This window comes from Agrobacterium sp. OT33 (assembly GCF_017313365.1).
Classification (GTDB): domain Bacteria; phylum Pseudomonadota; class Alphaproteobacteria; order Rhizobiales; family Rhizobiaceae; genus Agrobacterium; species Agrobacterium rhizogenes_A.
Genome location: NZ_JAFLMZ010000005.1, coordinates 371,674 through 386,163, shown reverse-complemented (window position 1 = coordinate 386,163; position 14,490 = coordinate 371,674). Strand labels below are relative to the sequence as shown.

Here is a 14,490-nt window from a genome sequence, read left to right as displayed (position 1 = left end):
CTCTCCATCAGCCGGGGTACTAAAGAGGCACACCATCATTGCCTGAAGTGCGGTCGGGTCATTCCCTCCAATCCATGGCAGACAAAGCCGAATGATGCTCTGGCAGGGCATCGTTCACATTCGCGCCTTGAGCGTATGCTATCGATTCTGCGCCTCCACCGGCTGATTCGAATGCATATCTCGAGCGTCCTTTGTCCTTCGGATTTTTTTCCGGAGTCGGTTTTATAGGGAATATATCGATGACGACTGCACGCATTCTCGACTTCATCAAGACCCGACGTCCCGAAGGCCCTTGCCTTGTGGTTGATCTCGACGTCGTGCGCGACAATTTCAACGCGTTCCGGCATTCCCTGCCGAACAGCGCGATCTATTATGCCGTGAAGGCAAATCCGGCTCCCGAAATCCTGAAGCTGCTCGCTTCGCTCGGCTCCAATTTCGATTGCGCCTCCGTGGCTGAAATCCAGATGGCGCTCGATGCCGGCGCGACGGCCGACCGTATCTCCTTCGGCAACACCATCAAGAAGGAACGCGATGTCGCCCGCGCTTACGCGCTCGGCATCGATCTCTTCGCCGTGGACAGCCATGAGGAAGTCGAGAAGGTTGCCCGTGCCGCTCCCGGCGCGCGCGTCTTCTGCCGCGTGCTGACGGATGGCGAAGGTGCGGAATGGCCGCTCTCTCGCAAGTTCGGCTGCGTGCCGCAGATGGCTGTCGACGTTCTCGTCTACGCGCATCAGCTCGGCCTCGAATCCTACGGCGTGTCCTTCCATGTCGGCTCGCAGATGATGAATCTCGACGCATGGGATGCCGCACTTGCCGATGCCAAGCGCGTCTTCGCTTCGCTGGCCAAGCAGGGCATCCACCTGCAGATGGTCAATATGGGCGGTGGTTTCCCGACCAAGTACCTGCGCGACGTCCCGGCTGCCGAAGAATACGGCCAGGCGATCGACACGGCGCTGCGCAAGCACTTCGGCAACCAGATCCCGAAGACGATCATCGAGCCGGGCCGCGGCATGGTCGGCAATGCCGGCGTCATCAAGGCGGAAGTCGTTCTCGTGTCGCGCAAGTCCGACAATGACAACCACCGCTGGGTGTTCCTCGACATCGGCAAGTTCGGCGGTCTCGCCGAGACGATGGACGAGGCTATCCGTTACCCGATCCGCACGACACGCGATCAGGACGAGATGCAGCCCTGCGTTCTGGCCGGTCCGACCTGCGACAGCGCCGACGTGCTGTATGAAAAGAACATGTACCCGCTGCCGGTCTCTCTGACCATCGGCGATGAAGTTCTGATCGAAGGCACGGGCGCCTATACGACGACCTATTCGGCGGTTGCCTTTAACGGCTTCGAGCCGCTGAAGGCTTACGTCATCTGATCCGAACGCCGCCTGCTGAAAAGGGCGGCGTCTCGACCAAGCTTCCGTTCCGGCCCTGCCGATTGTGCTGTTGCGCAAATCCCTGCTTGCTGCACCTCTTCCAGCCGAGGAAAGCGTGTCGGCGGGCCGGAACGGCTCCACCAATTTTTATCAAGGGCCGCGTGTGGGCGGTAGTGTGACGGGAGGCCAAGGATGGCCGCTCTTTTGAATTCGGTACGGGCATTTTTCACACCGCAGACATTTCATGTCGATCAGGAAAATCCGGGCGATGTCGTCGCCCGTGAGAACCTGCTGGACCGCGCCATGGGCGCCGGCCGCCGCCGCAAGTCTTCCGAAAAGCTGCGCGCCGGCCGCATTCCGGCCGAGGGCCTGGCGCTGGTCGCCCGCGATGAGGACGGCCATGTCATCGGCACGGTGCGCCTGTGGAATGTCGAAGCCGGCATCTCGCGTGAAGGCCGTGCCGTCGAAGCGCTGCTGCTCGGCCCGCTGGCCGTCGATGCCGCCCATGAGGGCAAGGGCATCGGCTCGGCACTGATGCGCGCGGCGATCGCCGAAGCCACCAGACGCGGCCATGGCGCCATCCTTCTGGTTGGCGACGCACCCTATTACGAACGTTTCGGCTTCTTCGCCGACAAGGCGCAGCATCTCATCATGCCGGGCCCGTTCGAGCGCAGCCGTTTCCTGGCGCTGGAGCTGAAAGCCGGCTGGCTGGAAGGCGCCGCCGGTCTTCTGGTGGCAAACGGCCGCCGGCTTTCGGCCTGAGCGATATCCGTTGATATCATTCCCCGGCTGAAAGGCCGGGGTTTAGTCTGCTGAGCAGGCTAGCAGCCAACTCTGACGTCATCCTCCGCCCTGTGCCGAGGATCTAACCACGTCTAATAAAATCAATGCGTTGGCAGATACTCGGGACAGGCCCGAGGATGACGTCGGCGCAATTGGTATAACTTTCCTTCTCATCGGACGACGCCGCTCTTCTTTCGTGTCCGGTTAAGGCGAAAATCCTGAAAGCCTATTCGAATGAGAGTCTTGTGCCTTGTCCAGAAATTTGAACCGGACAGCAATGGGACAAGTTCGGTATTGCGCAGGAGAGCTGCCACGGCTTTGCCAGCGGTCGCTCCGTCAAGAAACCGGTCTTTGTCGTTTCCACCCCATGGTCCATGCGGCGTAACCTTCCCCGCCGACAATTTTCCCGAACGCCTCTTGCTCTTGCGATTTTGCGGGTATATACCCGAGACAAATGCCAAACGATAGCTGCCACTGCATTCTGTTGCGCAAAGCATCCCGCAAGGTCTCGTCCTATTATGACGAGGCGCTGGCGCCGCTTGGCGTCAATATCGGCCAGTTCAGCCTGTTGCGGAACATCAATCGCACTGCGCCGGTCTCGCTCACCGATCTTGCCGCGCGGGTGGAGCTGGATCGCTCCACCGTTGGCCGCAATGCCAGGGTGCTGGCGCGCATGGGGCTGGTGGCGATTGGCCACGGTGAGGACCATAGGGAGGCGATGCTGACCGTGACGGAGGAGGGGCAGGCGATCCTGAAGACGGGCGCACCGCTCTGGGACAGCGTTCAGGACGAGATCGAGGCCCGGCTGGGGCCGGAAAAGACCGCGCAATTGCAGGAACTGCTCGCCGCCCTGTAATTTTTTGATCATGAAGCGGGTATCTGCCCGTAAAATCGGGTATATACCCGCAAGACTCGGCCGAAGGCCACGGGAAAGGGACCTTGAACATGCTCTCCACACGCCTTGCCAGCTGGATGGCCGGCAGAAACCTGCATTATGGCTGGCTGGTCGCCGCCACCACCTTTCTGACCATGCTGGCCACCGCCGGGGCCATGGGCTCTGCGGGGGTGATGATCCAGCCGCTGCATCAGGAATTCGGCTGGGATATCGCCGATATTTCTTCCGCCATGGCTGTCCGGCTGGTGCTTTTCGGCCTGCTCGGGCCTTTTGCCGCCGCCTTCATGAACCATTTCGGCATCCGCCAGGTGGTGTCGACGGCGCTTGCGCTGATCATGGGCGGCATCGTCGCCTCGTTTTTCATGACAGAGGTCTGGCAATTGCTGCTGTTGTGGGGCGTGGTGATTGGCGTCGGAACCGGCATGACGGCGCTGGTGCTGGGCGCCACGGTTGCGACGCGCTGGTTTTCCAAACGCCGCGGGCTGGTGATCGGCCTGATGACGGCCAGCAACGCCACCGGCCAGCTGGTTTTTCTGCCGCTTCTGGCGGCGCTGACGGAAGCCTATGGCTGGCGGACAGCCCTGACACTTTCCGTCGCGGTGATTGCCGTCGCCATGATCCTCGTGCTGCTTCTGATGCGCGACCACCCCGCCGATCTCGGCCTGCCAGCCTATGGCGAGACTGTCGTGACGCACCCGCCCAGGCAGGATCACAGGTTCCTCGCAACGCTGGTATCGCCGATACTGACGCTGAAAAGCGTTTCCGGCAACCCGGTCTTCTGGGTGTTGTTCGGTACTTTCTTCGTCTGCGGCCTTTCCACCAACGGCCTCATCCAGACCCACTGGATTTCGATCTGCGGTGATTTCGGCATGGCCGCCGTCACGGCGGCGGGTACGCTGGCGGTTATCGGCATTTTCGATTTCTTCGGCACCATCTTCGCCGGCTGGCTTTCCGACCGTTTCGACAATCGTTTCCTGCTGTTCTGGTTTTATGGTCTGCGTGGCCTGTCGCTGCTTTATCTCTCCTTTTCCGGGTTCAGCTTCGTGGAGCTTTCGGTCTTTGCCGTCTTTTACGGGCTGGACTGGGTGGCGACCGTGCCGCCGACCGTGAAGCTCGCCGCCGAGAATTTCGGCCGCGAAAAGGCGGGGCTGGTGTTCGGCTGGGTCTTTGCCGGCCATCAGCTGGGTGCCGCCACCGCCGCCTTCGGCGCCGGTTTCTTCAAGAGCGACTTTGACACCTATATGCCCGCGCTGCAGATTGCCGGTCTGATGTGCATGATTGCCGCCGTCTCGGTGCTGCTGCTCAGAAAGCCGGGCTCCGCCAACCTTGCGCCGCAGGCAGCGTGACCACTACCCATCGATTGGACAATGCGGGCGGCGGCGGATGATTTTCCGCCGCCGCCTCTTTTCGCCCAATCACTTGCCGCAAAATTGCTCCCCGCTTTTCCCCGTTGCCCCGTTCGGCCGCATCATTGTTCCCGCAACCGGTAAGGAAGGGCGATACGCGCGGCGCCCTTCGCGAACCGGAGGCCGGCATCGACAAGCATGGTTCTGGCAGGCCATGTTTCGGAAAGGCGCCCCGCAATGCCAGAAGCGGGGAGGGACCGATCCGATAGGTGCCGTGACAATACCCTGACCAAAGCGGGCCGGTATCACGGTCCAAAAGATGCGGTCCGGCAAATGCACGACTTCCCCCACACTCCCCTTCCATCCGCATTTGCCGGACCGATGTCCCGCCCCCCGCTGCTTTGCCGCCGCGGTGAATTTCCATGCGCAAAGCGCTTTGGACTTGTTAACCTCCCATTCTGAAACGTTGTAGATTTCAACGGCTCCGGCTGTACCTGCTGGCCGACATGGTCTAAACCGCTGTTCATCTTTTCACGCTCGATGGATATGAGAAGGCCTCTCCGATGACCGATCCCAAAGCGCTTGCAGCCCGTTTTCCCGGCGATTTCCTGTTCGGCGTCGCAACCGCCTCGTTCCAGATCGAAGGTGCGACCAAGGCGGATGGTCGCAAACCCTCCATCTGGGATGCCTTCTGCAACATGCCGGGCCATGTCTTCGGGCGGCACAATGGCGATATCGCCTGCGACCATTATAATCGCTGGGAAGAAGACCTCGATCTCATCAAGGAGATGGGGGTCGAGGCCTATCGTTTCTCCATCGCCTGGCCGCGTATCATTCCTGACGGTTTCGGGCCGATCAACGAGAAGGGGCTCGATTTTTACGATCGCCTCGTTGATGGCTGCAAGGCGCGCGGCATCAAGACCTATGCGACGCTTTACCATTGGGATCTGCCACTGACGCTGATGGGCGACGGCGGCTGGGCCTCGCGTTCCACCGCCCATGCCTTCCAGCGTTATGCCAAGACCGTCATGGCCCGCCTCGGCGACCGGCTGGATGCGGTGGCGACCTTCAACGAGCCGTGGTGCGCGGTGTGGCTCAGCCATCTCTACGGCATTCACGCGCCGGGCGAGCGCAACATGGAGGCAGCCCTTGCCGCCATGCACCACATTAATCTCGCCCATGGTTTTGGCGTCGAGGCATCGCGCCATGTCGCGCCGAAAGTGCCGGTGGGACTGGTGCTGAATGCCCATTCCGTCATTCCCGCTTCCGACAGCGAAGCTGATCTGAAAGCGGCCGAACGGGCCTTCCAGTTCCACAATGGCGCGTTTTTCGATCCGGTCTTCAAGGGTGAATATCCGGCGCAGATGATGGAAGCGCTGGGCAGCCGCATGCCCGTCGTGGAGGCGGAGGACCTCGCCATCATCAGCCAGAAGCTCGACTGGTGGGGCCTGAATTATTACACGCCGATGCGCGTTGCGCACGATGCGACGCCGGGTACGGAGTTCCCCGCCACCACACCGGCTCCCGCTGTCAGCGATGTGAAGACCGATATCGGCTGGGAGGTTTATGCGCCGGCGTTGCAGTCGCTGGTCGAGACGCTCTACAAGCGTTACGACCTGCCGGAATGCTACATCACCGAAAATGGCGCCTGCTATAATATGGGCATCGAAAACGGTGAGGTGAATGACCAGCCACGTCTCGATTATTATGCCGAACACCTCGGCATCGTCGCCGATCTCATCCGCGACGGTTACCCGATGCGTGGTTATTTCGCCTGGAGCCTGATGGATAATTTCGAATGGGCCGAAGGCTATCGCATGCGCTTCGGCCTCGTGCATGTGGATTATGACACGCAGGTGCGTACGCTGAAGAACAGCGGCAAATGGTACAGCGCGCTGGCTTCGGGTTTCCCGAAGGGCAACCATGGTGTGGTGAAGGGGTAAACCTACCCATGGCGTGATTGCGTCAAAGCACCGACCTCTCGTTCGTCATCCTCGGACTTGATCCGAGGATCCACGATCGGGTCGTATTGATGGATCCCCGGGTCAAGCCCGAGGATGACGGAGAGCAACTTCGAAAGTTCCGTCCCCTTATTATCAGTTTCCCAAACTTTTTTATCGGTTACCTGGCGGTGCCTGCTTGTGCCCGCCAGCCCGTCGCCTATGTCAGACAGGCTACGAAGCGTAGCGCCCGTTCTGTCGCCCAAGGGGCAGGGCGGGCTGGTCCTCCCAAGGGAAAACGAACATGCTTATCGAAAAACTCAACTGGCGTTATGCCACCAAGAAAATGGACCCTTCCAAGACGGTGTCCGAAGACAAGGTCGAGCGCATCGTCGAGGCGGCGCGGCTCGCCCCCACCTCCAGCGGTCTTCAGCCTTTCGAGGTGATCGTTGTCACCGATCCTGAGGTGCGCGCCAAGATCCGCGAGATCGCCTGGAACCAGGCGCAGGTTACCGATGGTTCGCATCTGCTGGTATTTGCGGCGTGGGACAACTACACCGAAGAGCGGATCAACCATATGTTCGATCTGGTCAATGAAGAACGTGGCATCAGGAATGAAGGCTGGGAAGCCTATCGTCAGATGCTGCTCACCTCCTATCCGCAGCGCGACCAGCAGGTGAATTTCGAACATGCCGCCCGTCAGGCCTATATCGGCTTCGGCATGGCGGTGGCGCAGGCGGCTTTCGAGGGCGTTGATTCCACCCCGATGGAAGGTTTTGATCCGGCGAAGCTCGATGAAATTTTGGGCCTGCGTGAAAAGGGTCTGCGCTCCGTTACCATCCTGCCGCTGGGTTATCGCCAGCCCGATGGCGACTGGCTGGTGAACCTGAAGAAGGTTCGCCGCCCGGCCGAAGAGTTCGTCAGCCGCGTCTGATCGTCGCGCAATCGCAAAAGCTTGACTGCCGCAGGGTCGCCAAGGCGGCTTTGCGGTAGATTTTTTCTCTCTTTTCAGATAATTGAAAAAACATCCCTGTTAAAAGATGGCGCCTGCGGGCAAGTATGCGCCATCGAATTGCCGATCCCCGGCATTTCTGAGTGAAAGCCTGACGAAATGACCCGGAAAATCAGCTGTCATCGAATGTGCCCCTAGGCTGCATGAAGAGAGCGGTTTCGTGCCGCAGCAGGATTTTTTGAGACCCGATCCGTCACGCGTTTTCCCAGAGTTTACAATGAGTTTTCCATCATCCGCGGCACCGCCCGCGACCCGGCCACAGGCGGCCCCAGAAGGGGCGGTCAACGACCCGATGGTCACGTTTGAAGGCGTGACCAAGACATTCGGCGGTGCCGATGGCAAGCCCGGCTTCGCAGCCCTTGCCGGTATCGATTACGTCGTGCCGAAAGGCTCCATCACCGGCATCATCGGCCGCTCCGGCGCCGGCAAGTCGACGCTTATCCGCCTCGCCAACGGCCTTGAAAAACCCTCGTCCGGCCGTGTGGTCGTCGATGGTGTCGATGTCGCGGCGCTGGATGAAAAGAGCCTGCGCACGCTGCGCCGTTCCGTCGGCATGATCTTCCAGCACTTCAATCTTCTCTCCTCGCGCACCGCTTTCGACAATGTGGCTCTGCCGCTCGAAATATCAGGCATGGGCAAAAGGGAAATCGAGACCCGTGTTGGACCGCTGCTCGATCTCGTCGGGCTCTCCGACAAAGCGAAGCGTTATCCGGCGGAACTCTCCGGTGGCCAGAAGCAGCGTGTCGGCATTGCCCGCGCGCTTGCCACCCAGCCGAAGCTGCTCCTCTCCGACGAGGCGACCTCGGCGCTCGATCCGGAAACGACGCAGTCCATTCTCGAGCTTCTGAAGCGCATCAATGCCGAGCTTGGCCTGACCGTGCTGCTCATCACCCACGAGATGGAGGTGGTGAAGACCATCGCCTCACAGGTGGCTGTCATCGACAGGGGCCTGATCGTCGAGGAAGGCACGACCTTCGACATCTTCACCACGCCGAAACACGAGACGACCCGCAGCCTGCTGTCGTCCTCGGTCGGCGTGAAGCTGCCGCACTGGGTCACTTCGGGTCTGAAGCCGCAGGCGGCGGAAGGCGACCGCGTTCTGGTACGTCTCGTCTTCTTCGGCGAAACGGCGTTTCAGCCGCTGACGGCCCGTCTGGTCGCTGAAATCGGCCCTGACGTGAACATTCTTGCCGGCACCATCGAGGAAATTTCCGGCGAACCCTTCGGCTCGCTGGTGGTCTCCTATCCGGCCTCGGCGGAAGTCACGGCCCGCGCCGGCCGCTTTTATGCGGAAACCGGTCTTCACACGGAGGTGCTCGGTTATGTCGCCTGATATGATCTTCAACCTTCTCTTGAAGGGCTTGCTGCAAACCCTGCATATGGTCGCGGTCGCTGGCATCGTCGGCTCCATCATCGGCGTGCCGATGGGCGTTTTCCTCGCCACCAGCGGCAAGGGCGAACTGTTTCCAGCACCTGTGACCAACCGTATTCTCGGCCTCATCGTCAACGCGGCGCGCTCCACACCCTTCATTATTCTTGTCGTGGCGATCATTCCCTTCACCCGGCTGGTGGCCGGCACGTCGATCGGCACCAGTGCGGCCATCGTGCCGCTGACGGTCGCGACCGTGCCCTTCATCGCAAGGCTGGTGGAGGCGGCAATCCGCGAGGTGGACAAAGGTCTGATCGAAGCCGCCCGCGCCATGGGTGCGACACCGCTGCAGATCGTCACCAAGGTGCTGCTTGCCGAAGCAAAGCCCGGCATCACGCTGGCGCTCACGCTCACCCTTGTCAGCCTCATCGGTTATTCGGCCATGGTCGGCGCTGTCGGCGGCGGCGGGCTGGGCGATCTCGGCATCCGTTATGGCTACCAGCGCTTCATGCCTGACGTGATGCTGGCCGTGGTTCTGGTGCTGATCGTGCTGGTGCAACTGGTGCAGAGCGCCGGCGACCGGCTGGCGCGCAGCTTCGACAAGCGGACCCGCAAGAATTAACTGCGTTTATAATAACAACCCAAGGAGACACCCATGAAAAAACTCATCCTCGCGGCTTCGCTCGCCGCTCTCTTCACCGCCGGTCAGGCGCTGGCCGAGACCATCAAGATCGGCGTCACCCCCGCCGAGCACGCGCAGATCATGGAACAGGTGAAGAAGATCGCGGCCGCCAAGGGCCTCGATATCGATATCATCGAATTCTCCGATTATGTCGTGCCGAACCAGGCGCTGAATGATGGCGAGCTGCAGGCCAATTCCTTCCAGCACCAGCCTTACCTCGACAACCAGATCGCTGACCGCAAGTTCGATCTCGTCAGCGTCGGCACCACCATCACCACCCCGATGGGCGTTTATTCCAAGAAGGTGAAGAACCTTGACGAGCTGAAGGACGGCGCGACCATCGGCATTCCGAACGACCCGACCAATGGCGGCCGTGCGCTTCTGGTTCTCGCTTCCAAGGGTGTGCTCAAGGTCAAGGAAGAAGCCGGCCTGAAGGTAACGCCTGCCGACATCACCGAAAACCCGAAGAACATCCAGATCGTCGAACTTGATGCTGCCCAGCTGCCGCGTTCGCTTGACGACACCGACGCTTCGGTCATCAACACCAACTATGCCACGGCAGCGGGCCTCAACCCGAAGAAGGACGCCATCGCGATCGAAAGCGAAAAGTCCCCTTACGCCAACATCATCGCCGTCCGTGCGCAGGACAAGGACAAGCCGTGGGTGAAGACGCTGGTGGAATCCTACCACAGCCCGGAAGTGAAGGCCTTCATTCTGGAAAAGTATAACGGCACAGTCATCCCGTCCTGGTAAGGGACGTCTCAATTCGCGTTAATGAGGGCGGCTTATTTAGCCGCCCTTTTTTTGCGCGGGGAGGACGCTGTAGCCGGTTGCGCATCGCCCTCATCGGGTTCGGCGTCGGGAACGCGATCCAGCACGGCAAGCGCCGCATCGATATTTCCGCGGCTGGCTCGTTTTTGCAAATTCATGATCGCGCGCCGGTGGCCGATGCCATCGGCTATAAACGCCGACAATAATTGGTTCAGCGATACGTTATCCTCCGCAGCCGCCTGTCTGGCCTCTTCCATCACATGGTCTGCCAATCTCAGGGGGTAGGTGCTCATTCCTGCTGTCTCCTTATTCTGTGCCGGGCAATAAAATCGCCGGCTCTCATGACCGACAGGCCAAATGCTGTGACTGCCGGGTGCTGAAAGTCCTTGTCACTGCTGACGATCAGTTCCGCGCCGGCTGTAAGGGCGCACTCAATGTAAATGTCGTCCTTCGGATCTCGCAGAAATGGCCTGAACCTGAACCAGGGGCAACGAGGTGCGCCTGGCTGAACATGGCGTCCAGCACGGTGTCGATATCGTCTCCGCTGATCGAAGGTGCGATGCCGAGCGTGCCGGGTCTTTTCAGAACGTCTTCATATTCCAGCGCCACTGCGGGCGACACGGCAAATTCAACGTTTCCGGCGAGCAGCTCTCGCAAAAGTATATGGGACGCTCCCCGCGATGATCGCAGAGCTGAAAGCACGACATTCGCATCAACGACGATCATAGCTAGATATGATATCGTATATGATGTCACGTCAAGCCTTGAATGGCAAGGTGACCTCCGTAGACCCTGAGAGTGACGAGATGACAGTCTCTCCCGTTCGCGGGGGAGGTTTTTTCTTTTCGACACGGTGGAAAATCCGTCTTTGATGAAAAACCCCCGGCATTTCAGGGAAGGATTTTTCAGGGTTGCGGGCGGACTGTCGTTTTATACCCGTTGTTTTTTGGGGCGCCGCCACAATGCCGTTTAACGGCTTCTGAATGTTTCCTTCGCAAGATGATGCTTTCGAAGGGGAATTTATGCGGATTGCACCGCGAAACATCGGGGATTATTTGCCGGTCGGGCGTAGAACCGCCGTCGGCGTCGTATTGTCCACTTTCGCGCTGGTGCTTATCATCGTCACCGCGCTGGTGCTGTCGGCCCTCAGTCAGGTCCGGGAAAAGGCGAACCTGCTTGACAATGCCCGCTCACGCGAGACCACGGCGGGCGCTCTGGTCACCTTCCGCGAGCAATTGGGCGCAACGCTCAATGACTATGCCGCCTGGGACGATGCCGCCGAATATGTCTATGCACCTGACAGGTTCGACTGGATAGCCAGCAATTACGGCGACATGACGGTCAACAACGATCTCTTCGATACCGCCGTCGTCCTGGATGAAGACGGCAAGGTCCTGATGGCCTATCAGAACGGCAAGCCGGCCAAATGGGCGTATGACGCCTATTTCGCCGCTGGCCTGAAGGAGATGATCGAGCGGGTGCAGGCCATGCGGCCCGGTATCACCTCGCAGGCCACGGGTTTCGTCAGGACCGGTGACGGTGTCGCTGCCGCGGGCGTCGCGCTGGTTCGGCTCAAGTCCGGCGTTTTGCCGTCGGTGGGTGCGGAACGGCGTTATCTGATCTTCGCCCGTCACTTGAAGCAGGCGACAGTGGACAAGCTTGCCCGCAACTACGTCATCGATGGTCTGGAACTGCAATATGGCGACGGGCCTGCCGACAATCACGTGGATATCGTCAATCCGCTGGGCGATGTGCTGGCGCGGCTCGTATGGCGCTCGCACCTGCCGGGAGACGTCAGTTTCCATGAGGCGCGGCCGGTGGTCTTCACCGCGCTCGGCATTGCCGGAGCGTTCTTTCTGGTGCTCCTCATCATCGGTTCGGCCGCGCTCGACCGGCTGAAGGCGGATGAGGCGGCGGCGCGCGAGGAAGCCTTGCGCGACCGGCTGAGCGGTCTCAGCAACCGCGCCGGCCTGTTTGCAAAGCTGAACCGCATGGTCGACAAGGCCCGGCACGACAAGACCGATATCAAGCTGCTTTACCTCGATCTCGACGGTTTCAAGGAAATCAACGATTCCTACGGCCATGCCGCCGGCGACCGGCTGATCAAGGGCGTGGCGGCGGCGCTCAAGGTCCTGGTGCCGGAAGGGGCGGTGCTGGCGCGGCTCGGCGGCGATGAATTCGCCATCGCCATTCAGGGCAACGACGTCTGGTCGGAAGGCCGCAAGCTCTGTCTGGCCCTTCTCGAACTCTTCACGGAACCCTTCAGCATCGGTGAAAGGGTGGCGAGCATCGGCTGCAGCATCGGCACCTCGATGTCGCGGGCGGGCGACATCAATGGCGAGGAACTGTTGCGCCGGGCCGACATGGCCATGTATCAGGCAAAGGAGAACGGTCGCGGGCGTTACGTTTCCTACGAGCTGAAGATGGATGCGCTGCGCGTGGAAAAGCTGCAGCTGGAGGCCGATCTTCGCTGCGCGATCCTGAACGACGAGATTTCGGTGGTCTATCAGCCCGTCGTCAGCGCCGCCACGCGTTGCATCACCGGGGTGGAGGCGCTGGCGCGCTGGCAGAGGCCGGGGCATGGTTTCGTGCCGCCGGATATCTTCATCGCAGCGGCCGAAACCAGCGGTCTCATCGACCGGCTTGGCCTCATGGTGCTGCGCAAGGCGTGTGAGACGGCGCGGCAATGGCCATCCATCAAGATGTCCGTGAATATTTCGCCGGTGCAGTTCCGCAATCCGGCATTTTCCGGCCATGTCGCGGATATTCTCGACGCCACGCAGACGCCGCCCGAAAGGCTGAGACTGGAAATGACGGAAGGTTATTTCATCCAGCATCCGGAGCGGGCGAGTGCCGCGATCGACAAGCTGAAGCAGCTTGGCCTGCATATTGCGCTCGACGATTTCGGTGCCGGTTTTGCGAGTGTCGGATATCTGCGCCGCTTCGGTTTCGACCGCATGAAGATCGACCGGTCGCTGGTCATGGCGCTGGAAAAGGGCGGGCGGTCGCTGGAAATGCTGCAGGCAACGGTGGCGCTGGCCAAGTCACTCGACATTCCCGTGACGGCGGAAGGCATCGAAACCGAAGAACAGGCGGCTATCCTGCATCTGTGCGGTTGCGACGAATTGCAGGGCTACCTGTTCTCGAAACCGGTGGCCGCCGAAGAAATCACCGCCATGGTGGAAGGGCAGGCCGCGCCGCTGTTTGCGCTTCGGGCAGGGGCCTGAGCGGCGGCGGTTTCCGCGCTCCGATAGCGTATCCCGCTTCTCTCTTCCCCGCCGGGGAGGAGGTCGAGGGGCGAGACCGACCGGTTCCGCCGCCCTCCGTGAAAGCCGCCTGCCTTATCCCAGATGCTGTTCGCCGCGCTTCTTCGCCAGTTCGATCTGCTGCTGGCGGTCGCGGAAACGCTGGCGGTCCTCTTCGCTGCGCTCATCGTAGCAGCTCGGGCAGGAAACGCCTTCCTCGAATTTGGGTGACAGGCGCACTTCCGGGGTGATCGGATTGCGGCAGGCATGGCAGAGCTGGTGATCGCCTTCGGCAAGGCCGTGCACCACCGAGACGCGCTCATCGAACACGAAGCAGGCGCCTTCCCACAGGCTTTCTTGTTCCGGCACCTCTTCCAGATATTTCAGGATGCCGCCCTTGAGGTGATAGACCTCGTCGAAACCCTGTTCCTTCATGAAGGCGGTGGCCTTTTCGCAGCGAATGCCGCCGGTGCAATACATGGCGATCTTCGGCTTGTTGTGCAGGCCGGGATTGTTCTTCACCCAGTCGGGAAACTCGCGGAAGGTCTTGGTCTTCGGGTCGACCGCACCCTTGAAGACACCGATGGCGGTCTCGTAATCGTTGCGGGTATCGATGACGATGGTATCCGGGTCGGAAATCAGCGCGTTCCAGTCCCGCGGGTCGACATAGGTGCCGACGATGCGGTTCGGATCGATGTCCGGCACGCCCATGGTGACGATCTCTTTCTTGAGCTTCACCTTCAACCGCACGAAAGGCATGTGCGAGGCGCGGCTTTCCTTGTGCTCCAGCACGGCAAATTCCGGCTGGGCGCGCAGGAAGGAGAGCACGGCGTGAATGCCCGCATCCGGCCCGGCAATCGTGCCGTTGATGCCTTCGGCGGCGAGCAGCAGCGTGCCCTTGACGCCGTTCTTCCGGCAGAGCTCGAACAGCGGCTCGCGCAGGCTCTCGAACCGCGGCAGGCGGGCGAAATGGTAAAGTGCGGCCACAAGGAAATCGCCAGAGACTTCCGGGCGGGGGAGAATGGTCGTGTCGGTCATGGGCGCTGAAATACAGCGACGGCCGCTGCAAAGCAA

13 protein-coding genes are annotated in these 14,490 nt (G+C 60.7%); 10 read left to right on the top strand and 3 right to left on the bottom strand.

What is annotated here, in order from left to right; translation table 11 throughout:
* The first annotated feature begins 239 nt into the window (after positions 1-239).
* The 9 genes from odc2 to JZX88_RS14625 all read left to right on the top strand — a co-directional run bounded on the left by odc2 (position 240) and on the right by JZX88_RS14625 (position 10,153).
* Positions 240-1,373 (top strand): ornithine/lysine decarboxylase, encoded by a 1,134-nt coding sequence (odc2, locus tag JZX88_RS14665; RefSeq protein WP_110759942.1) that lies wholly within the window; start codon positions 240-242, stop codon positions 1,371-1,373.
* Between the two features lie 192 nt (positions 1,374-1,565).
* Positions 1,566-2,135, top strand: coding sequence for a GNAT family N-acetyltransferase (locus JZX88_RS14660; RefSeq protein ID WP_065117025.1), 570 nt, complete (start codon positions 1,566-1,568; stop codon positions 2,133-2,135).
* A 475-nt stretch (positions 2,136-2,610) separates the two neighbouring features.
* Complete coding sequence (locus JZX88_RS14655) at positions 2,611-3,012, top strand: MarR family winged helix-turn-helix transcriptional regulator (protein ID WP_206914007.1); 402 nt, start codon at positions 2,611-2,613, stop codon at positions 3,010-3,012.
* Between the two features lie 89 nt (positions 3,013-3,101).
* Positions 3,102-4,397, top strand: a complete 1,296-nt coding sequence (locus tag JZX88_RS14650) for an MFS transporter (protein ID WP_065117022.1) — start codon at positions 3,102-3,104, stop codon at positions 4,395-4,397.
* Positions 4,398-4,960: 563 nt separating this feature from the next.
* Entirely contained in the window at positions 4,961-6,340 is a 1,380-nt protein-coding gene (locus tag JZX88_RS14645; RefSeq protein ID WP_206914006.1) for a GH1 family beta-glucosidase, read from the top strand.
* A 301-nt stretch (positions 6,341-6,641) separates the two neighbouring features.
* Positions 6,642-7,271: an NAD(P)H-dependent oxidoreductase gene (locus JZX88_RS14640; RefSeq protein ID WP_142857658.1), complete on the top strand. Its 630-nt coding sequence runs from the start codon at positions 6,642-6,644 to the stop codon at positions 7,269-7,271.
* 370 nt (positions 7,272-7,641) lie between these two features.
* Positions 7,642-8,682 (top strand): methionine ABC transporter ATP-binding protein, encoded by a 1,041-nt coding sequence (locus JZX88_RS14635; protein ID WP_371741141.1) that lies wholly within the window; start codon positions 7,642-7,644, stop codon positions 8,680-8,682.
* On the top strand, positions 8,672-9,340 hold the full coding sequence (locus JZX88_RS14630; protein ID WP_065117018.1) for a methionine ABC transporter permease: 669 nt from the start codon (positions 8,672-8,674) through the stop codon (positions 9,338-9,340). Before JZX88_RS14635 ends, JZX88_RS14630 begins: the two co-directional genes overlap by 11 nt.
* Before the next feature lie 33 nt (positions 9,341-9,373).
* Positions 9,374-10,153, top strand: coding sequence for a MetQ/NlpA family ABC transporter substrate-binding protein (locus JZX88_RS14625; RefSeq protein WP_110759951.1), 780 nt, complete (start codon positions 9,374-9,376; stop codon positions 10,151-10,153).
* Positions 10,154-10,185: 32 nt separating this feature from the next.
* On the opposite strand, the gene JZX88_RS14620 is transcribed toward JZX88_RS14625, so the two are convergent.
* Together JZX88_RS14620 and JZX88_RS14615 are read right to left on the bottom strand one after the other, a co-directional pair.
* Positions 10,186-10,464, bottom strand: a complete 279-nt coding sequence (locus JZX88_RS14620) for a hypothetical protein (RefSeq protein WP_206914004.1) — start codon at positions 10,462-10,464, stop codon at positions 10,186-10,188.
* Between the two features lie 109 nt (positions 10,465-10,573).
* Positions 10,574-10,897 carry a putative toxin-antitoxin system toxin component, PIN family gene (locus JZX88_RS14615; protein ID WP_206914003.1) on the bottom strand — a complete coding sequence of 108 codons (324 nt, stop codon included), beginning with the start codon at positions 10,895-10,897 and terminating at the stop codon, positions 10,574-10,576.
* A gap of 257 nt (positions 10,898-11,154) precedes the next feature.
* Here JZX88_RS14615 and JZX88_RS14610 point away from each other — a divergent pair, with 257 nt between their 5' ends.
* A complete protein-coding gene (locus JZX88_RS14610) occupies positions 11,155-13,398 on the top strand; it encodes a bifunctional diguanylate cyclase/phosphodiesterase (RefSeq protein ID WP_206914002.1) in 2,244 nt (747 codons plus the stop codon).
* 114 nt (positions 13,399-13,512) lie between these two features.
* Here the strand turns inward: JZX88_RS14610 and JZX88_RS14605 are convergent, their stop codons facing one another.
* Positions 13,513-14,454, bottom strand: coding sequence for a rhodanese-related sulfurtransferase (locus JZX88_RS14605; protein ID WP_206914001.1), 942 nt, complete (start codon positions 14,452-14,454; stop codon positions 13,513-13,515).
* Positions 14,455-14,490: the final 36 nt, after the last annotated feature.

Bases quoted from the DNA above. Each gene is read 5' to 3' on its own strand.
- JZX88_RS14630 (WP_065117018.1), top strand. From the start codon at position 8,672: ATGTCGCCTGATATGATCTTCAACCTTCTCTTGAAGGGCTTGCTGCAA.
- JZX88_RS14610 (WP_206914002.1), top strand. From the start codon at position 11,155: ATGTTTCCTTCGCAAGATGATGCTTTCGAAGGGGAATTTATGCGGATT.
- odc2 (WP_110759942.1), top strand. From the start codon at position 240: ATGACGACTGCACGCATTCTCGACTTCATCAAGACCCGACGTCCCGAA.
- JZX88_RS14625 (WP_110759951.1), top strand. From the start codon at position 9,374: ATGAAAAAACTCATCCTCGCGGCTTCGCTCGCCGCTCTCTTCACCGCC.
- JZX88_RS14605 (WP_206914001.1), bottom strand. From the start codon at position 14,454: ATGACCGACACGACCATTCTCCCCCGCCCGGAAGTCTCTGGCGATTTC.
- JZX88_RS14645 (WP_206914006.1), top strand. From the start codon at position 4,961: ATGACCGATCCCAAAGCGCTTGCAGCCCGTTTTCCCGGCGATTTCCTG.
- JZX88_RS14635 (WP_371741141.1), top strand. From the start codon at position 7,642: ATGGTCACGTTTGAAGGCGTGACCAAGACATTCGGCGGTGCCGATGGC.
- JZX88_RS14615 (WP_206914003.1), bottom strand. From the start codon at position 10,897: ATGATCGTCGTTGATGCGAATGTCGTGCTTTCAGCTCTGCGATCATCG.
- JZX88_RS14650 (WP_065117022.1), top strand. From the start codon at position 3,102: ATGCTCTCCACACGCCTTGCCAGCTGGATGGCCGGCAGAAACCTGCAT.
- JZX88_RS14655 (WP_206914007.1), top strand. From the start codon at position 2,611: ATGCCAAACGATAGCTGCCACTGCATTCTGTTGCGCAAAGCATCCCGC.
- JZX88_RS14660 (WP_065117025.1), top strand. From the start codon at position 1,566: ATGGCCGCTCTTTTGAATTCGGTACGGGCATTTTTCACACCGCAGACA.
- JZX88_RS14620 (WP_206914004.1), bottom strand. From the start codon at position 10,464: ATGAGCACCTACCCCCTGAGATTGGCAGACCATGTGATGGAAGAGGCC.
- JZX88_RS14640 (WP_142857658.1), top strand. From the start codon at position 6,642: ATGCTTATCGAAAAACTCAACTGGCGTTATGCCACCAAGAAAATGGAC.